The sequence below is a fragment of the Streptomyces sp. NPDC048211 genome (assembly GCF_043202315.1).
Lineage (GTDB): Bacteria > Actinomycetota > Actinomycetes > Streptomycetales > Streptomycetaceae > Streptomyces.
Map to the genome: position 1 here is coordinate 320,746 of NZ_JBIDAD010000006.1, position 18,873 is coordinate 339,618.

Sequence of the window (18,873 nt, forward strand, 5' to 3'; positions counted from 1 at the left end):
GGTTCCCGTGACGGAGGAAGTAGAGCTTCCCCAGGCGCCCGACGAGGCCCGGGAGGTGTTCGGTGAGTGCTTTCCCGAGGCCGTCCGGTACGCGGAACTGCTGGCCGACGCGGGGGTCAAGCGGGGACTGATCGGTCCGCGCGAGGTCCCGCGTCTGTGGGAGAGGCATCTGCTGAACTGTGCGGTGCTCTCCGAGGTCGTTCCCGAGGGCGTCACGGTCTGCGATGTCGGTTCGGGTGCCGGCCTGCCGGGGATTCCGCTGGCGTTGGTGCGCCCGGATCTGAAGATCACCCTGCTCGAGCCGCTGCTGCGGCGGACGAACTTCCTCCAGGAGGTCGTCGAGCTCCTGGGCCTGGACCATGTCACGGTCGTCCGTGGCCGGGCCGAGGAAGTCTTGGGCACGCTCCAGCCCGTTCATGTGGTGACGGCCCGAGCGGTGGCCCCCCTGGACCGCCTGGCGGGCTGGGGAGTGCCCCTGCTTCGCCCGTACGGGGAGATGCTGGCGCTCAAGGGTGATACTGCCGAGGAGGAGATCAACGGCGCACGAGCGGCCCTCAGCAAGCTCGGGGTCGTGGAGACCGAGGTGCTCCACGTGGGCGAAGGTGTGGTCGATCCGATGTCCACCGTGGTGCGTGTGGTGGTGGGCGAGAGCCCCGGTGGTGTGAGGTTCGCCGCAAAGCGAGCCAAGGCCGCGAGAGTCAGCCGGACACGTCGTCGTCGCTGAGTAGCGCGATTACGCTACGCATCTGACTGTTACCTACCGTTTGATCCCGATCTCGGTCATATGTCGGTCAAGGAGCTGTGCGTACCCCGCGCGGAGTGTCGTGCCCCTGTAGCTACGCTGCAGGGGCATCGTGTTTCACGTGAAACGTCGCTCTCTGCTGCATGGAATCATCGGCCGCGGTCGTGCGGCTGCCACCCCTCGCCATCGCAGGCCCGTTAGGGCTACGGAGTTGTCCACAGAAGTGGATTCATCCACAGAAGAGCGGGCCTCGCTGGTTCACGACCCCGAAACCATGGCAGGCTCTGCTCATTGCGAGCCTGAAGTCGAGGAGAGTGAATCCTTGCGGTCCGACGCCAACATCGCGGGACCGATGACCGATCCGGTCCCCGGTCCCCGAACCGAATCGGCGGGGGACGGTGTTTCACGTGAAACACCGCCGCCGATGGATGACACACCTATCGGTCGTGCGGCCCAGCTGGCGGTGGAGGCCCTCGGCCGTGCCGGCGAGGGTCTGCCGCGGCCTGACCAGACGCGAGTCATGGTGGTGGCCAACCAGAAGGGCGGGGTGGGCAAGACCACCTCGACGGTCAACCTTGCCGCGTCGCTTGCACTTCATGGTGCACGCGTTCTGGTGGTCGACCTTGACCCGCAGGGGAACGCCTCTACGGCTCTGGGCATCGACCACCATGCCGAAGTCCCCTCGATCTATGACGTCCTGGTGGAGAGCAAACCGCTCTCCGATGTGGTTCAGCCCGTCCCGGACGTCGAAGGCCTCTTCTGCGCCCCGGCCACCATCGATCTCGCCGGTGCGGAGATCGAGCTGGTGTCGTTGGTGGCGCGGGAGAGTCGACTGCAGCGGGCGATTCAGGCCTACGAGCAGCCGCTCGATTACATCCTGATCGACTGCCCGCCTTCGCTCGGCCTGCTGACGGTCAACGCCCTGGTGGCCGGTGCGGAGGTGCTCATCCCCATTCAGTGCGAGTACTACGCGCTGGAAGGGCTGGGACAGTTGCTGCGCAACGTCGATCTGGTGCGGGGGCATCTCAACCCCGATCTCCATGTGTCGACGATCCTGCTCACCATGTACGACGGCCGGACCCGGCTCGCGTCACAGGTCGCAGAGGAGGTGCGCAGCCATTTCGGCAAGGAGGTGCTGCGGACCAGCATTCCTCGTTCGGTACGGATCTCTGAGGCGCCGAGCTATGGGCAGACCGTATTGACCTATGACCCGGGTTCGAGCGGTTCCCTGTCCTACCTGGAAGCAGCCCGTGAGATCGCCCTGCGCGGGGTCGGGGTCCAGTACGAGGCCCAGCATGCCCACACGGGCAGTCGCAACAGCCAGCAGAATACTTCGGAGGGGATCCAGTGAGTGAGCGTCGTAGAGGTTTGGGGCGAGGGCTCGGTGCCCTGATCCCCGCCGCTCCGCAGGAGAAGCAGGTGCCGCCCGCCGGGATGGGCACGTCGACGCCCGGAACGATGCCGGTGCTGACGTCCGAGCGGGGCGTGGCCGTCGCCAAGGTGACCACCCTTGGCTCGGGTGGACCTGTGGTGCCGGAGCCGAGCGCACCTGTTTCGGTGCCCGAGGGGACCGGCGGGCCGGCCGAGGTGGCGGGGGCGTACTTCGCCGAGCTGCCCATCGACTCGATCACGCCGAACCCTCGTCAGCCCCGCGAGGAGTTCGACGAGGACGCGCTGGCGGAGCTGGTGACCTCCATCAAGGAGGTCGGTCTCCTCCAGCCCGTCGTTGCCCGGAAGACAGGGCCCGGGCGCTATGAGCTCATCATGGGTGAGCGGCGTTGGAGGGCCTGCCGTAAGGCCGGGCTGACGCAGATCCCCGCGATCGTCCGGGCGACGGACGACGAGAAGTTGCTCCTGGACGCGCTCCTGGAGAACCTTCACCGGGCTCAGCTGAACCCCTTGGAGGAGGCGGCTGCGTACGACCAGCTGCTCAAGGACTTCAAGTGCACCCATGACCAGCTGGCCGACCGGATCGGGCGTTCGCGGCCGCAGGTGTCCAACACCTTGCGCCTGCTGCGACTGTCGCCGCGGGTTCAGCGCAGGGTCGCCGCCGGAGTGCTGTCGGCGGGACATGCGCGGGCGCTGCTCTCGGTGAACGACTCCGAGGAGCAGGACAAGCTGGCCCATCGCATTGTGGCCGAGGGACTTTCGGTGCGTGCGGTCGAGGAGATCGTGACGCTCATGAGCTCCAGGCCCACGAGCGCCGCGAAGCCCAAGGGGCCGCGGGCCGGCGGTCGGCTGTCGCCGGCTCTGACCGATCTGGCGTCCCGGCTGTCCGACCGGTTCGAGACCAGGGTGAAGGTGGATCTCGGTCAGAAGAAGGGCAAGATCGTCGTCGAGTTCGCCTCGATGGAGGATCTGGACCGCATCCTCGGCAGCCTCGCACCGGGCGAGGGCCGCGTTCTGGACCGTGCTTCCGCGGAAGAGACGGACCCCGCTGAGGGGGCAGCTTCTGCCGAGGGAACGGCTTCGTCTGAGACGACTGCCGAGGACGACGAGGGCTGACGTTCTGAGTGGTGAGTGGCGGGCTGTCTACCGGTGGGTGTCGGTGGACAGCCCGCTTTTTGCTCTCCGAGGAACACGGCTCGCCCTTTGCTTTCTCACGGTGTCGGCTTGATCCCCTGGTGGATACGATGCGTTCTGGTAGAGCACATCCAAGGTGATCCACCTCCGTGAACGGAGTGCACCGGCCGTCGCGTGATGGGGCGGGTGAGGGAAGTGAGGAACGACCTTCATGGGGCGTCGGCTCGTACCGCTCACATTGGACAACCTGTCCGATCTCCCGCAGCGTTGCCGGTCGTGTGTCTTCTGGGAGCTCGATCCGGTGCGCGGTGCCGCCGCGGTCAAGGGCGGGAGGTCCGAGGAGGAGAAGGAAGCCTGGATCTCCGCGGTTCTGCTGGAGTGGGGGTCCTGTGGCCGCGTGGTCTATGTGGACGATGTGCCCGTCGGATTCGTCCTCTACGCACCGCCTGCCTACGTGCCGAGAGCAACGGCCTTTCCGACGAGCCCTGTCTCCCCCGATGCGGTTCAGCTGATGACTGCCCTGATCCTCCCTGGGTACCAGGGCCAAGGGCTGGGGCGAGTCATGGTGCAGACGGTGGCTAAGGACCTGCTCCGCCGAGGGTTCAAGGCCATCGAGGCCTTCGGGGATGCCCGGTGGAAGGAACCCGCGTGTCTGTTGCCGGCGGAGCACTTGCTGGCGGTGGGATTCAAGACTGTTCGGCCCCATCCGGTGCATCCACGGCTGAGGCTGGAGCTGCGCACGACGCTTTCCTGGAAGGAAGACGTCGAGATGGCACTGGACCGACTGCTGGGCGTAGTGCAGAAGGAACCGGCGCTGCGTCCGCTGTGAGCGGTGCATGGCCAGGAACGTAGAACGGGCCCATCCCCTGGGGGATGGGCCCGTTCTACGTTCTTCACTTCTCACGCTTCATGTTTCACGTGAAACAGCGGGGCTGCTGTACTGCCCTATTCGGTGATGAAGCCTTCGAGGTCGCGGAGGATCGCGGCCTTCGGCTTGGCACCGACGATGGTCTTGGCGACTTCGCCACCCTGGTAGACGTTCAGCGTCGGGATGGACATGACGCCGTACTTCGCAGCGGTGGCCGGGTTCTCGTCAATGTTGAGCTTGACGATCTCGATCTCGCCGTGCTCGGCCGCGATGGCCTCCAGAGAGGGGGCGATCTGACGGCACGGGCCGCACCAGGCAGCCCAGAAGTCCACCAGCACGGGCTTGTCGCTCTTCAGGACGACCTCGTCGAAAGAGTCGTCGGTCACGTTCTTCAGGGCGCCGGCCACGGCGGCCTCCTTAACTTCGCGGGGTGTGGGGTGAGGCGTGGATCAAACGGTGGCTGCAGCGACCTTCTCGTCGTCGGCGAGCGCGGCCAGGAAGCGCTCGGCGTCGAGAGCGGCGGAGCAACCGGTGCCGGCAGCGGTGATGGCCTGCCGGTAGGTGTGGTCGACGACGTCTCCGGCACCGAAGACGCCGGAGAGGTTGGTGCGCGTCGAGGGGGCGGCGACCTTCAGGTAGCCCTCGTCGTCGAGGTCGAGCTGGCCCTTGAAGAGCTCGGTGCGCGGGTCGTGGCCGACGGCGATGAAGAGGCCGGTCACGGGGAGCTCGGACGTCTCACCGGTCTTGGTGTTGCGCAGGGTCAGACCGGACAGCTTCTGCTCGCCCTGCACACCGGCGACCTCGCTGTCCCAAGCGAACTTGATCTTCGGGTCGGCGAACGCCCGGTCCTGCATGGTCTTGGAGGCACGCAGGGAGTCACGGCGGTGGACGATGGTGACCGACTTGGCGAAGCGGGAGAGGAACGTGGCCTCTTCCATCGCGGTGTCGCCGCCGCCGACCACGGCAATGTCCTGGTCCTTGAAGAAGAAGCCGTCGCAGGTCGCACACCAGGAGACGCCACGTCCGGAGAGGGCGTCCTCGTTGGGCAGACCGAGCTTGCGGTGCTGCGAGCCGGTGGTAACGATGACGGCCTTGGCGCGGTGAACCGTGCCGGCGGTGTCGGTGACCGTCTTGATGTCACCGGTGAGGTCCACGGAGATCACGTCGTCCGGGACGAGCTCGGCGCCGAAGCGCTCGGCCTGGGCGCGCATGTTGTCCATGAGGTCCGGGCCCATGATCCCGTCCTGGAAACCGGGGAAGTTCTCCACGTCAGTGGTGTTCATCAGCGCGCCACCGGCGGTGACGGCGCCCTCGAACACCAGCGGCTTCAGCGAGGCGCGCGCGGTGTACAGGGCGGCTGTGTAGCCCGCGGGGCCGGAGCCGATGATGATCACATTACGCACGTCGCTCACGGGTTTCTTCCTCGTCTCTGCAGACTGCCTACTGTCCACGCCTACTGGGGTCGGTTCAACGACTCTCACCCCACCCAACGGATCCTACGGGGGATGCATTCCCGACGTGCCGGGGCGGCATCCGGCGTGATTCTCAGGGGCGCTGGTAGGCGTGCGTCAGTAGGAGCTTTCCCTTGGCCGAGGGCTTGGCACCCACACACGCCGCGTCGACGACGTAGGCCTGCACCCTGCGTGCGTCCGTGGGATGCGGCAGGACAACGAGGAAGGCATCGGCGCCTTCATACGTGCCCCGCTGTATGGCGAGAGCGGCACTCGTCCTACCGATGCCCTGCTCGACACAGGACGGGACCTTCACAGAGGGAGAGCGGAGCGGGTTCCGAGGCGATGCGGACGTGGGGGCAGTGGATTCCGGCGAGGACTTGGTGTCGGCGGAGGGATCCTGCGCCTCGCTGCTGGAGTCCTGCGAGCTGGCAGCATCAGCATGGGAGCGCAAGAGACTGTCGACCTGCTCTCCCAGTGTGGACTGAGAGAACGTGTCCGATTCTGTCTTCGAGAGGGCGGATCCTCGGTCCATCGCAGTCCTGTCGTCGCTGCTCTGGGAGAGCTGGACGTTCTGCATCAGGAAGATGCTGACGCTGACCAGGGCGGCTCCGAGAGCGGCCCCGAGCACCACAGTGCGCCGGCGTCGCCGTGCTGGGCGACGGCCGGGCCCGGTGGCAGCACGCGCGTGCCCGGCGGGCCGGTCTGCGAGCTCCGGGGAAGTTCCAGCGGATGTGGTTTCACGTGAAACATCGGCCGCCGCATCCGGTGTCCTGGGCAGGGAGCGGGCTTCTTCCGCGAGTGCGGCGTCGATGCGATCTGCGATGTCGGACGGCATGGGTTCCGGGGCGGGCAGAGCGCCGAGTAGACCGCGGATCTCCTCCAGCGACTGGTGGACGTCGGCGCAGAGCCCGCAGGCGGCCATGTGGCGCTGGACGTCAGCTGAGCGCGAGGGAGAGAGCAGCCCTTCGGTGAGGTCGGAGATCTCGGAGACGTCCGGGTGCTGGGTCGTGTCGGTCGTCGATGTCATGTGCGTCCACCTCCGCCCTTCGCTGCCGCCTGATCGCTTGTGTCTGCGTCTCTTGGTCCCGCCGCTGGTGGGACGGATGCTCTCGGCGTCCGGTTCCCTTCTGCCTCGGGACCCTCGCCTCCGCCGTTTCCGATGCGGAGATGAGTGAGCTGAGGGGCCAGCCTGGCGCGCCCCCGCGCGCAGCGGCTTTTCACGGTGCCGACCGGCACATCAAGGATCTGGGCCGCCTCCGCCACCGGGTATCCCTGCATGTCGACGAGGACGAGCGCGGCGCGCTGTTCGGCGGGGAGGGTGGCCAGGGCCGCGAGCAGCTCGCGATGGAGGTCCTGACGTTCGGCCGGTGCCTCGGCGGACTCATGCGGCTCCAGGAGCTGGTCGAACCGCGCAGGGTCGTCCACCGGCGCGGTTTTCCTGGAGGAGGCTTTGCGGACACGGTCGAGGCAGGCATTGACCGTGATGCGGTGCAGCCAGGTGGTGACGGCGGACTGCCCGCGGAAAGTATGGGCCGCGCGAAAGGCAGAGATCAGGGCGTCCTGTACGGCATCGGCCGCTTCCTCGCGGTCGCCCAGCGTCCGCAGCGCCACGGCCCACAGGCGGTCGCGGTGCCGGCGTACGAGCTCACCGAAGGCGTCCGGTTCACCGGCTACATGGCGAGCGAGGAGGTCTGAGTCGCTGAGTTGTCCGGACGGCTCGGCGGCCACCTCCCCCTCCCTCCCTCTCGGAATCAAGATCCGTCTGTCTATCACGGTTCAGGTGGGGAGGGGGAGGGGCGGTCAGCCGAGAACGGAGATCTCTGAAATTCCTCCGCGATATCCGCTGCCGGTGTCGTCCTGCGGGAGCTCCGTGATGTGGATCAGGAGATAGCGGGTCCGCACCGGCTTGGCGAGGGTCTCCTTGAGACTGCTTTCCGTCGTTCCCAGCTGAGTGAGGCGTTGCGGGAAGTCGGAGAGGGAGGAGGGCGCCGAGGCGTTCTCGTCGGCCGCCAGAACTTCGGCCTTCTGTCCGCTGCGGTACATGGTCACGTCGATGCCTGAGACGTCTTTCACGCTGCCCAGGTCTACGACTATCCCGCTGCCGTCCTTGCGGTTCGGATAGTTGCCGAAATTCGGGAAGCCCAGGTAGCGAGGAGTGATCCACGAGGTGCCCGGCTTGCCGTCGACGGCGTTCGGTGCCTCGTCCTGGCTGATGCCCGAGCCGCTGGGCATGAACTCCGCAGCATCGGCGATCTGGAGAGGCTTGGCGGGCTGGGACTTCGGCTTGTCGCCGTTCTCCGGGTTGGTCTGTGTGGTCCCCGGGTCGTCCGAGCCGTTGTCGCGGTCGAGGAGCGTCTCGGCGAGCTGCCAGCTGCCCAGACCCAGCGCGGCGATGAGCAGCGCGGACACGGCCCATTTGAGGGCCTTCCCGGTGCGGCTCTGCAGCGGGGCAGGGGGTGCGACGACGGGCGGGGTGACGCCGGCGCCGGGTACGGCCGGACGCCCGTAGGTGCCCTGCTGGTACGTGGTCCGCTGGTACTCGGGCGGCGCGGCGAAGGTCGGCTCGGGCGGGCGGATGCGCGGCATCGCCGCAACGGCCTTGGCCAACTCGTCGGGGGTGGTGCACGGCTGTTCCTGGCGGGAGGCCGTGGCTCCGTCATTGGCTAGCGCCCGCATGGCGATCTCGGAGAGACCGCGGTGGACTCCTGCCCGCACCTGGTCGGGTGCGATCAGCCCCACGCCCTTGGGGAGCCCGGTGAGGCCGTAGGCGTCGCTCTCGTAGGGCCAGCGCTGGGTGAGCGCGGCGTACAGCAGGGCACCGATCGCCTCGGTGTCGGCGCGCTGCGGTCCGGCGGAGGTGATCCCCCGCAGCGCGGCGTTCACCGCGAGACCCCGGATGCGGTACTGGCCCGAGGAACTGCGCAGCACCGCTCCGGGCGTGAGCCTCAGATGGGCCAGCCCCTCACGGTGTGCGGCCGCCATGGCCTGGGAGATCTGACTGACGAGCTGGTACGCGTCGTGCGCGTCCATCGGCCCCGCGCCCAGGAGAGCGGTCAGCTCGGTGGCGTCGGGGAGCCACTCGTGGACGACGTAGACGAGATCGTTCTCCTCCACGGCGTCGAGGACCTGCACGAAGCGGGGGTCGCCGAGCAGTGCGGAGGAACGGGCCGCGGCCAGCACGGAGCGGGCCCGCGGGTGGTCCGCGGGCAGGAGGTGTACACCCACCGCGCGCCGCAGTTTCTCGTCGACGGCACGCCAACTGCTGAACCCGTCCAGACGGGTGACGCACTCCTCGAGCCGGTAGCGCCCGGCAAGCTTGTGACCGCTGTGCAGATCAGGGGTCGGCACGGCGGTCTCGGAGCCGCTCGGCTCGTTCTCCGCGTCCTGAGGGTCTGTACCCGTTGAATCCTGAGCTTCTGCCGTACCGTCGCTCGTGGCCTCGTCCGCCTTCGCGGCCAGCGGCTCGTCGCCACTGTTGTCGGCCACGTCGACGGCAGCCGTGCTACGTTCCGCCACCGTCGTTCCTGCCTCCCCATCCGTTGGGCGATGCCAGCCAGCCCCGCACAGTCACGCCAATTGTGCCCACACTCCAGCGCTATGCACGACACGCGGAGACCGGTGATGGTTGTGCGGGCCGGTGATCCTCAGCGGCCGAGCCGTCCTCGGACCATGCCGACCATGCCGTTGATCTCTTCGATCCGCATGCGCTTCGCCGCGACGAAGAAGACTCCCAGCAGCACGATCCCACCGCAGGCCAGCGCGATGAGCGAGCCACCGGCGCCGTCGCCGAGCACCCGGAGAAGGCCGAATCCCACAGCGCCGCCGACCACTGCCGCCGGAATCGCGGCGAGGCACAGCCGGGCATAGGTGCGCAGCACGTGGGCGCCGTCCAGGTCGCCCCCCAGCCGGTTCCGCAGCCGCCTCCAGGCGATACCGACCCCGACGGCGTAGGCGAGCCCGTACGAGGCGGCCATGCCGACCACAGCCCACTGGGCGGGCAGCACGACGTAGCAGATGGCCGAGGCCGCCGCGTTGACCAGAGCGACGATGACCGTGTTGTAGAAGGGCGTGCGGGTGTCCTCGTACGCGTAGAACCCTCGCAGCACGACGTACTGGACGGAGTAGGGGATCAGACCGAGGCCGAAGGCCATCAGGATGAAGCCCATGGAGCGGGCGGCTTCCGGGCCGCTCGAGGCGTAGAGCAGGGTGCACATCGGTACGCCCAGGGCCAGGAACGTGAAGGCGACCGGCACGATGGCCACCGCCGAGTTGCGCAGCCCCTGCGAGATGTCGTCGCGCACCGCACCCGGGTCGTTGTCATGGGCGGCACGGGAGATGCGCGGCAGCAGGGCGGCCATGACCGACACGGTGATGATCGCCTGCGGCATGCCCCAGATCAGCTGAGCGTTGGAGTACGCGAGGAAGCCCGCCCCGTTCTGGCCGGACGCCTTGCCGGCAGAGGTCGCGAGCTGGGTGACGACCAGCACACCGGCCTGGTTGGCGAGGACGAACAGCACCGTCCACTTGGCCAGCTTGACCGTCTTGCCGAGCCCGTGGCCCTTCCAGTCGAAGCGCGGACGGAAGCGGAATCCGGCTTCGCGCAGATACGGGACCATGGCCAGGGCCTGGACGACCAGGCCGAGCAGCGTGCCGATGCCCAGCAGCCGGATGCCCTCCGGCGGGATCGTCGTGACGCCCATCTGGGACTCGTGCGAGGTGCCGTACACCCAGATGAACAGGCCGAACGTGACGATCATGACGATGTTGTTGAGGACCGGGGTCCACATCATCGCGCCGAACTTCCCGCGGGCGTTGAGGATCTGCCCCATGACGACGTGCACACCCATGAAGAAGATGGTGGGCAGGCAGTACCGGGCGAACGTGGTGGCCACGTTGTTGGCCGCCGGATCAGCGGCGATCGTCGACGACATCAGGCGGATGAGGAAGGGCGCGACGAAGACCGCGAGGGCGACGATCAGCCCGAGCGCGACCATGACGAGGGTGAGCAGCCGGTTGGCGTAGGCCTCGCCGCCGTCCTCGTCGTCCTTCATCGAGCGGACCAGCTGGGGGACGAAGACCGAGTTGAGGCCGCCGCCCACCGTGAGGATGTAGATCATCGTCGGCAGCGTGTAAGCGATGGTGAAGCTGTCGCCGAGGAAGGCCGCACCGAGCGCGGCGGTGATCACCAGGCTGCGGATGAAGCCGGTGAGCCGTGAGACGAGGGTGCCGGCGGCCATGACAGCGCTGGACTTCAGCAGACCGGACGCCCGGCCGCCACCGCCGGATTTCGGCGGCTGGGGGGCAGGAACGGGGGACGGCTCGGGCCGGTCGGGGGGCGGGGACCCGGCCGGACCTTCCTGATCCCGGAAGAGATGAGCGAACGCGTCCGGCTCCTCGCGGTTCGTCGACGCCTGGGTGACGAGATCGTCCAGGCCCACGAACTGGGTGGTCGCGGCGTCGTCCCCGTACGGCAGGTGGCGCGACGGGCCGTCCGGCTCGGGGGGCGGGGTCTGCGCCCAGATCCGGGGGTCGGGCGGGTACTGAGCGGCCGGCGGCTGCTGGTAGAGCGGCTGCGGCTGCTGGTAGTAGCCGGGAGGCGGCGGCGGATGCGCGGCGCGGTCGTACAGCGCCTCGCTCACCGGGTCCTGGGCGGAGAGATCCTGGGACCGGTAGGGGTCGTAGTCGTAGGCCGCCTGCAGGTAAGGGTCGGGGGGCGGGGGCATCTGCTCCGGCCCTGGCGGCACCGGTGGCCCGCCGGAAGACCCAGCTCCGCCCGTACCCTGACCGCGGTCACCGTCGTACGGCGCGTTCATCGAAACCCCACCTCATCGTCCCCGGCCGACCGGCCACGACAGACATCGCTCAACGGTCCACTTTCTCACCCGTGCCCGGCGGCTTCGTGCTTTCGGGACCGGTGTCCGGCGTCGGGTCACTCGGCTGCTCGGGTTCACTGCCGTCGTCGCCCGCCGCGCCGCCCGCGTTGGCGCGCTTGCGATGTGCATACATCCGGATGCCGGCGAGAACCAGCAGCAGGAGCCCCCCGGCGATCACGAGCAGGACGGTCGGGGTGAGTTCGGACACCTTCACGGTGAACGCCATCTCCTCGCCGTACGGCCTGCCGTCCTCCGTGTAGAGCTGCGCGGTCATCTGCACTTGACCGTTGATGTTGGCCGCGGCGTCGAACTTCACGGACTGGCTGTGGCCGGCGCCGATCAGGATCGGCTGTTCCGCCACTGCGCCGCCGTCGTTCAGCTCCAGACGCGTCGCGTTCTCCGACTTCAGGCGGAGCACGAGGTGCTTGACGTCCTGGAGCAGTCTGTTCTGCACCGTCACGGGAATGGTGGCGCTGCGTCCGGACAGGGTGACATCCGACTTCGAGATGAGCTGGACCTCGTTGGTCAGGCCCTGGAGGTAGGTGCGGACCGAGTCCCGGTACTGCTGGGCCTCCAGGGGCTTGCCCCGCCACGACGTCGACATGGAGCGGTTGATCGCGTTACCGAAGGGGGTCACCACCCGCTCGGGCTGGGTGAGGATGACCCGGAAGTTGTCGAGGGAGGCCTGGGTGGACTTGATGTCCTGGAAGGCCTGGGTGGGCAGCTCCTGGCTGCGCAGCTTCTTCGGGTACTGGGACGTCCGGGGGACCGTGGTGGTCGCGTCCGCGTCCGGCTTCGCACCTGCGGCTTGCATCAGGGTCTGCGACTGCGTCCAGCGCCCGTCGTCGAGGGCGTGAAGCGCGCGAGCCATCGACTGGGCCTGGGCGATGGTCGGCATCCGCTGGGGCGCCACGACGATGCTTCGGTCCTCGTCCGTGTCCTGCTCGGACAGGGCGAGCGTGAGGGCCAGGAACTTCTGCACGGCGAGCGTGGAGTTCCCCGCGTTCGTCATGTCGCCCTGGAAGGCCGTGGAGAGCCGGGCGTCGGAGACCACCGCGGTGGTGCCGCCGCCGATGGGTCGCGCAGCGGTCGGCGTGTACAACAGGCCGGCGGTCTCCTGAAGGCTGTCACTGCGGGCGATCACGTTGTGGGCACCGGTCGAGGTGGCGACATCCACGATGGACGGGTCGATCGCACCGTCGACGGGCCAGGCGAAATCGGTCGACGGCTTCATGTGGAGGATGGTCTCCACGGTCATTCCGGCGACCTCGCTGGCCGTCTGGAGGTGGCTGAGCGTCCCCGACACGTTTTTGCCGCGGTGGGCGATGGACGCCAGATCGGGATCTCCGAAGGGCAGCGCGACGACCTTGCCGTCGGCCACGGCCGATTCCAGTGAGCCGAGCCACTTCTTGGCCACGGCCTGGTTCGTACCGGGAACCGTGGTGTCGCCCGACTTGACGCGGTAACTCTTGGTCATGGCGTCGACACTGGAGAGCAGATCCGGGTCGATGACCCAGGTCACGGGCAGCTGACTGCCGAGCGACACCATGCGTTCGAGGCGGCCGCCCGGTGCGATCTCGGCGGCCAGGTCGTCATCGGCGAACACGGGGGTCTGCTGCTCGTCGGAGCCGGTCTCCGCGGTGAGATGCGCCGATGCGATCAACGGCCAGAGGTAGCTGATCCCCGTCTTGGAGTCGCTGTCCTTGTCCTGCCAGGGCAGGAAGGTCCGCTTGATGCCGAGCACGTGGTCGTACGGAGCGCGAGCCGTCCGGCCCGACAGTGATACGCCCAGTTGGTAGACGCCCTCGTCCCCGAGCTCCAGCTTGCTGACGGGCACGGACAGGGTGAAGTCCTGGCTGATGCCCGAGGCGAGCTTGGCGATCTTGACCGTGTATGTGCCCCCGAGCGGGTAGGGATCCGTCCCCGGGACGTATCCGGTGCGCTGAGCGGCCGCGTCGATCGAGGTCCGGCCGTAGAGCTGCGGGCCCACACGCAGGTCGACCTGCGCGTCGGTGACGGTTTCCTTGCCCTTGTTGGTCAGGGTGCCGGAGACGGTGAGCGTGTCCCCCTTCACAGGGGCGCTCGGCGTCAGCGTGTCCAGAGACACCGCGACGGTGCTGGACCCGGTGGGAGCCCGGCTCGGCTCGCCTGCCTGCGCCTGCGGGGCGGCCACCCCGGCCAGCAGGGTGGCGACGAGTGGAGCCCCGGCGAGCGCTGCGGCGGTGCGCCGCAGCCACCGGCGGGCAGGAGAGGGACTCATCCCCTGAATGTCTGCCGCCTCGGCCACGCGTATCCGTCCCTCGTCGTCGTCAGCTGCTGTCACTCGTTGTCCGTTGCTGCGTCCCCGCATGGTAACGATGTGCGCGGTGGCCAAGTGCCGGGGAGTGCGTCACATGATCGGGAGAGTCTCACAGCACGAGCGGAAACGATGACGCCCGGGCCGGTCCGGGCACGTACCCTTTTCTGTTGTGCCGAACGCCAATGAAGACAACTCCAGCGCCCTGACCCAGGTGCAGCTCCGCGCAGTCAGCGAACTGCTGCGGGTGTCCCCGGTCGCCGACGATCTCGCCCGCCGATTCCAGGATGCCGGATTCGGTCTCGCCCTGGTCGGCGGCTCGGTCCGGGACGCGCTCCTCGGCAGGCTGGGGAACGATCTGGACTTCACGACCGACGCACGACCCGAGGACGTACTGAAGATCGTGAGGCCCTGGGCGGACTCGGTCTGGGAGGTCGGGATCGCCTTCGGCACGGTGGGTGTCCAGAAGGACGGCTACCAGATCGAAGTCACCACATACCGGTCCGAGGCGTACGACAGGACCTCGCGAAAGCCTGAGGTTTCCTACGGTGACTCCATCGAGGAAGACCTCGTCCGCCGCGACTTCACGGTCAACGCGATGGCGGTCGCTCTGCCGCAGAAGGAGTTCGTGGATCCGCATGGTGGCCTCGCGGACCTCGCGGATCGGGTGCTGCGCACCCCTGGAACGCCCGAGGACTCCTTCTCCGACGACCCCCTGCGCATGCTGCGTGCCGCGCGTTTCGCCGCGCAGCTGGACTTCGAGGTCGCTCCGGACGTCATCGCCGCGATGACGGAGATGGCGCGCCGGATCGAGATCGTCTCCGCCGAGAGGGTGAGGGAGGAGCTCAACAAACTCCTGCTCTCTTCGCACCCCCGTAAGGGGCTGGCACTCCTCGTCGACACGGGGCTCGCCGAGCAGGTCCTTCCCGAGCTTCCCGCGCTCCGGTTGGAAAGTGACGAGCATCACCGTCACAAGGACGTGTACGAGCACTCCCTGACCGTCCTGGAGCAGGCGATCGCTCTGGAGGAGGACGGGCCGGACCTCGTTCTGCGCCTTGCTGCCCTTCTCCATGACATCGGCAAGCCGAGGACCCGCCGCTTCGAGAAGGACGGACGGGTCTCGTTCCATCACCACGAGGTGGTGGGTGCCAAGATGGTCAAGAAGCGAATGACCGAGCTCAAGTACTCCAATGACATGGTCAAGGACGTCGCGAAGCTGGTGGAACTGCATCTTCGCTTCCACGGGTACGGCGACGGGGAGTGGACCGACTCGGCGGTCCGTCGCTATGTGCGTGATGCGGGGCCCCTCCTTGAGCGCCTCCACAAGCTGACCCGCTCGGACTGCACCACGCGGAACAAGCGCAAGGCCAGTGCCCTCTCGCGGACCTACGACGGGCTGGAGGAGCGCATTGCCCAGTTGCAGGACCAGGAGGAACTGGATTCGATCCGGCCGGATCTGGACGGGAACGAGATCATGGAGATCCTGAGCGTCGGACCGGGGCCGGTCATCGGCAAGGCTTATGCGTTCCTGCTTGAACTCCGGCTGGAGAACGGGCCGATGGAGCATGACGCGGCCGTGGCAGAGCTCAAGAAATGGTGGGCGGCGCAGAGCTGAGGCCGCGAAGGCCCGCTCTGGCTGGAGAGCCGCTGGGCATGTTTCACGTGAAACATGCCCAGCGATGGTGATGCCGACGCCGTTGTTTCACGTGAAACAACGGCCGTCAGTCGGCCCTGCTCCATCGGAACAGCGTCGCTGCCACCAATGCGTAGAGCACGGCCACGCCGATCACCACTGTCGCCGATCTCCCATCGTCGGGCAGGAGCAGCGCAGAGGCCCCGGCGGCACCCACGAACGCCACGTTGAACAACACGTCATAGAGCGAGAAGACCCGGCCACGGAACGCGTCGTCCACCGCTGTCTGAACCACGGTGTCCGTCGCGATCTTCGCCCCCTGGGTGACCAGTCCGAGCACGAACGCCGCGATGAGCATCGGCAGGGGCCTGAACCAGAGGCCAAGTGCCGGCTCAAGGACGGCCGCGGCCGTAGCGCACACCACCATCCAGCGGAACCTGCCCAGGCGTCCCGCGGCCCAGGGAGTCAGCACGGCCGCGGCGAAGAACCCCGCCCCGGACGCTCCGACCGCCAGGCCGAGAAGTGCGAGCCCGTCGGAGTCGTGATCGGCCCAGGCGTATCGGCACAGCATCAGGACCATGACCGTCAGCGCCCCGTAACAGAAGCGGAGCACCGTCATGGCGGCCAGTGCTTGGGCGGCACTCCGTCGCGCCGCGAGATGGCGTAGGCCATGACCGAGGCCGCGTGCGGTGGTGGCCAGGGCTGTACGCAGCCGAAGGTGACTCCCGCTCCTGTCCGGCCCCAGCAGGCCCGACGCGAGGCTCAGGGACGCCAGTGCAGAGGCGAGGTAGAGCCCCGCTCCCAGGAGTACCACCGCGGCGTCGGAATCGGCGAGCAGGAGCCGTACGGCGAAGGCGAGACCGCCGCCCGCGGTGGCGGCCAGGGTGCCCGCGGTCGGCGACAGCGAGTTGGCCATCACCAACAGATCCCGGTCGACGACACGTGGCAGCGCAGCGGAGAGGCCGGCCAGGACGAAGCGGTTGACCGCCGTGACGCAGAGCGCCGAAGCGTAGAAGAGCCAGTCAGGGGCGGAACCGAGGATCAGGAGCGCGGTGCAGCAGGCGAGTGCGGCGCGCAACAGATTTCCGTAGAGGAAGACCTGCCGACGCGGCCAGCGGTCCAGCAGCACACCGGCGAAGGGGCCGATGAGCGAGTAGGGCAGCAGGAGTACAGCCATCGCGGAGGCGATGGCACCGGCGGATGCCTGCTTCTCCGGGGAGAAGACGACATGTGCCGCGAGGGCCACCTGGTAGACGCCGTCGGCCGACTGGGACAGGATCCGCACGGCCAGCAGGCGGCGGAAGTTCCGAAGGCGCAGGAGTATGCGCAGGTCACGCGCGACGGGCATGGAAGCAAGGGTCACATACGTTGAGGGTCCCCGGGCGGATTGCCCGGGGACCCTCAACGGTGCGGAGCCGAAGAGCGTTGCCGCTCTTCACCATGCCGCGCCGACACACCGTGTCCGGTGGGTCAGTTGGAGACCTCGCCGCGGATGAACTTCTCGACGTTCTCGCGGGCCTCGTCGTCGAAGTACTGGACCGGCGGGGACTTCATGAAGTACGAGGACGCGGAGAGGATCGGGCCGCCGATGCCGCGGTCCTTGGCGATCTTCGCTGCGCGGACGGCGTCGATGATGACACCGGCCGAGTTCGGGGAGTCCCAGACCTCGAGCTTGTACTCCAGGTTCAGCGGAACGTCACCGAAGGCGCGGCCCTCAAGGCGCACGTACGCCCACTTGCGGTCGTCCAGCCAGGCCACGTAGTCCGACGGGCCGATGTGGACGTTGTCCGCACCGAGCTCGCGGTCACGGATCTGCGAGGTGACGGCCTGCGTCTTGGAGATCTTCTTGGACTCCAGGCGCTCACGCTCGAGCATGTTCTTGAAGTCCATGTTGCCGCCGACGTTCAGCTGCATCGTGCGGTCCAGGACGACGCCCCGGTCCTCGAACAGCTTCGCCATCACGCGGTGCGTGATGGTGGCGCCGACCTGCGACTTGATGTCGTCGCCGACGATCGGGACACCGGCCTCGGTGAACTTGTCCGCCCACTCCTTGGTGCCGGCGATGAAGACCGGAAGAGCGTTGACGAACGCGACCTTGGCGTCGATGGCGCACTGCGCGTAGAACTTCGCAGCGACCTCGGAACCGACGGGCAGGTAGCAGACGAGCACGTCGACCTTGCGGTCCTTGAGGATCTGGACGATGTCGACCGGGGCCTCGGCCGACTCCTCAATGGTCTCGCGGTAGTACTTGCCCAGGCCGTCGTGGGTGTGGCCGCGCTGGACGGTGACGCCGGCGTTCGGCACGTCGCAGAGCTTGATGGTGTTGTTCTCGCTGGCGCCGATGGCGTCCGAGAGGTCGAGACCGACCTTCTTCGCGTCGACGTCGAAGGCGGCGACGAACTCGACGTCCCGGACGTGGTACTCGCCGAACTGGACGTGCATCAGGCCGGGCACCTTGCCGGCCGGATCGGCGTCCTTGTAGTACTCGACGCCCTGGACCAGCGAGGCGGCGCAGTTGCCCACGCCGACGATGGCTACGCGAACCGAACCCATTCCGGTTGCTCCCTGTGTGTAATGGATGTTCCTGATGAGCCCCCGCGGATCTGCGGAGAACTCACTTGGCGGTGTCGCCGGACGGATCCGGCGGGTTGTTACCCCGCCGGGGCAGGCCGTCCGGCTCTCCTGCGGTGTTCTGCTGAGCTGAGCCCTCGGGCGAGGATCGTCGATGATCCCGTCCCGACCGCTCGCTCTCGATGAGCTCGTTCAGCCAGCGCACTTCGCGCTCCACGGACTCCATGCCGTGTCGCTGCAGCTCAAGTGTGTAATCGTCGAGGCGCTCGCGGGTGCGGGCCAGAGAGGCGCTCATCTTCTCGAGACGCTCCTCCAGCCGGCTGCGACGGCCTTCCAGCACCCGCATGCGCACGTCGTGCTCCGTCTGCCCGAAGAAGGCGAAACGAGCAGCGAAGTGCTCGTCCTCCCAGGAGTCGGGGCCCGTGTGCGAGAGCAGCTCCTCGAAGTGCTCCTTACCTTCTGCCGTCAGCCGGTAGACGATCTTGGCGCGGCGCCCTGCCAGTGAAGAAGCGGGTGCCACAGCACGGCCGGCGCCGGGCGGAAGGTCTGCCGGAGCATTCCCCGGCTCCTCGATCAACCAGCCGTTGGCGACCAGCGTCTTGAGGCAGGGGTAGAGGGTTCCGTAGCTGAAGGCACGGAAGATCCCCAACGAGGTGTTGAGGCGCTTGCGCAGCTCGTAGCCGTGCATCGGGGACTCGCGGAGCAGTCCGAGGACGGCGAACTCGAGGATGCCTGAGCGTCTGCTCAACCTCGCCTCCTCCTTCTCCGAGTGCTCTCGCGTGCCCTGTGCCGAGCCTGTGTGCCGAGTCGATGTACCGAGCTGATGTATCGACTCGATACATCAGCACGATAGATCGGACTCCGGGCTGCGACAAGGGGGGCCTTAGTGAGCGGCGTCACATCACTAATTCGT

Annotated in this window: 15 protein-coding genes; 5 read left to right on the top strand and 10 right to left on the bottom strand. The window is 67.7% G+C overall.

Annotated elements, in window-relative coordinates:
• Positions 1–7: 7 nt before the first annotated feature.
• From rsmG to ACGFZA_RS23730, 4 genes are all read left to right on the top strand, one after another.
• The gene (rsmG, locus tag ACGFZA_RS23715) at positions 8–724 is read left to right on the top strand and encodes a 16S rRNA (guanine(527)-N(7))-methyltransferase RsmG (RefSeq protein ID WP_385277578.1); all 717 of its coding nucleotides are present in this window, start codon (positions 8–10) and stop codon (positions 722–724) included.
• A gap of 292 nt (positions 725–1,016) precedes the next feature.
• On the top strand, positions 1,017–2,093 hold the full coding sequence (locus tag ACGFZA_RS23720) for a ParA family protein (RefSeq protein ID WP_385277728.1): 1,077 nt from the start codon (positions 1,017–1,019) through the stop codon (positions 2,091–2,093).
• Positions 2,090–3,247: a ParB/RepB/Spo0J family partition protein gene (locus tag ACGFZA_RS23725; RefSeq protein WP_393681701.1), complete on the top strand. Its 1,158-nt coding sequence runs from the start codon at positions 2,090–2,092 to the stop codon at positions 3,245–3,247. The genes ACGFZA_RS23720 and ACGFZA_RS23725 overlap by 4 nt, the downstream gene beginning before the upstream one ends.
• 229 nt (positions 3,248–3,476) lie before the next feature.
• Positions 3,477–4,094 carry a GNAT family N-acetyltransferase gene (locus ACGFZA_RS23730; RefSeq protein ID WP_393681703.1) on the top strand — a complete coding sequence of 206 codons (618 nt, stop codon included), beginning with the start codon at positions 3,477–3,479 and terminating at the stop codon, positions 4,092–4,094.
• 116 nt (positions 4,095–4,210) lie between these two features.
• On the opposite strand, the gene trxA is transcribed toward ACGFZA_RS23730, so the two are convergent.
• From trxA to ACGFZA_RS23765, 7 genes are all read right to left on the bottom strand, one after another.
• Positions 4,211–4,540 carry a thioredoxin gene (gene trxA, locus ACGFZA_RS23735; RefSeq protein ID WP_219569130.1) on the bottom strand — a complete coding sequence of 110 codons (330 nt, stop codon included), beginning with the start codon at positions 4,538–4,540 and terminating at the stop codon, positions 4,211–4,213.
• Between the two features lie 42 nt (positions 4,541–4,582).
• A complete protein-coding gene (gene trxB / locus ACGFZA_RS23740; protein ID WP_385277584.1) occupies positions 4,583–5,545 on the bottom strand; it encodes a thioredoxin-disulfide reductase in 963 nt (320 codons plus the stop codon).
• A gap of 133 nt (positions 5,546–5,678) precedes the next feature.
• Positions 5,679–6,614: an anti-sigma factor family protein gene (locus ACGFZA_RS23745; protein ID WP_393681706.1), complete on the bottom strand. Its 936-nt coding sequence runs from the start codon at positions 6,612–6,614 to the stop codon at positions 5,679–5,681.
• Positions 6,611–7,315 (bottom strand): RNA polymerase sigma factor SigM, encoded by a 705-nt coding sequence (gene sigM, locus ACGFZA_RS23750; protein WP_385277588.1) that lies wholly within the window; start codon positions 7,313–7,315, stop codon positions 6,611–6,613. The genes ACGFZA_RS23745 and sigM overlap by 4 nt, the downstream gene beginning before the upstream one ends.
• 72 nt (positions 7,316–7,387) lie before the next feature.
• A complete protein-coding gene (locus ACGFZA_RS23755) occupies positions 7,388–9,103 on the bottom strand; it encodes a protein kinase family protein (protein ID WP_385277590.1) in 1,716 nt (571 codons plus the stop codon).
• Positions 9,104–9,231: 128 nt separating this feature from the next.
• Positions 9,232–11,400: a murein biosynthesis integral membrane protein MurJ gene (murJ, locus tag ACGFZA_RS23760; RefSeq protein ID WP_385277592.1), complete on the bottom strand. Its 2,169-nt coding sequence runs from the start codon at positions 11,398–11,400 to the stop codon at positions 9,232–9,234.
• A 49-nt stretch (positions 11,401–11,449) separates the two neighbouring features.
• Complete coding sequence (locus ACGFZA_RS23765) at positions 11,450–13,747, bottom strand: DUF6049 family protein (RefSeq protein WP_393681924.1); 2,298 nt, start codon at positions 13,745–13,747, stop codon at positions 11,450–11,452.
• Between the two features lie 181 nt (positions 13,748–13,928).
• Between ACGFZA_RS23765 and ACGFZA_RS23770 the strand changes: the two genes are divergently transcribed.
• Positions 13,929–15,371: a CCA tRNA nucleotidyltransferase gene (locus tag ACGFZA_RS23770; RefSeq protein WP_393681710.1), complete on the top strand. Its 1,443-nt coding sequence runs from the start codon at positions 13,929–13,931 to the stop codon at positions 15,369–15,371.
• Positions 15,372–15,477: 106 nt separating this feature from the next.
• Here the strand turns inward: ACGFZA_RS23770 and ACGFZA_RS23775 are convergent, their stop codons facing one another.
• From ACGFZA_RS23775 to ACGFZA_RS23785, 3 genes are all read right to left on the bottom strand, one after another.
• Positions 15,478–16,737: an MFS transporter gene (locus ACGFZA_RS23775; RefSeq protein ID WP_393681712.1), complete on the bottom strand. Its 1,260-nt coding sequence runs from the start codon at positions 16,735–16,737 to the stop codon at positions 15,478–15,480.
• Between the two features lie 122 nt (positions 16,738–16,859).
• Positions 16,860–17,942: an inositol-3-phosphate synthase gene (locus tag ACGFZA_RS23780; protein ID WP_385277598.1), complete on the bottom strand. Its 1,083-nt coding sequence runs from the start codon at positions 17,940–17,942 to the stop codon at positions 16,860–16,862.
• Positions 17,943–18,003: 61 nt separating this feature from the next.
• Positions 18,004–18,708 carry a PadR family transcriptional regulator gene (locus tag ACGFZA_RS23785; RefSeq protein ID WP_385277600.1) on the bottom strand — a complete coding sequence of 235 codons (705 nt, stop codon included), beginning with the start codon at positions 18,706–18,708 and terminating at the stop codon, positions 18,004–18,006.
• Positions 18,709–18,873: the final 165 nt, after the last annotated feature.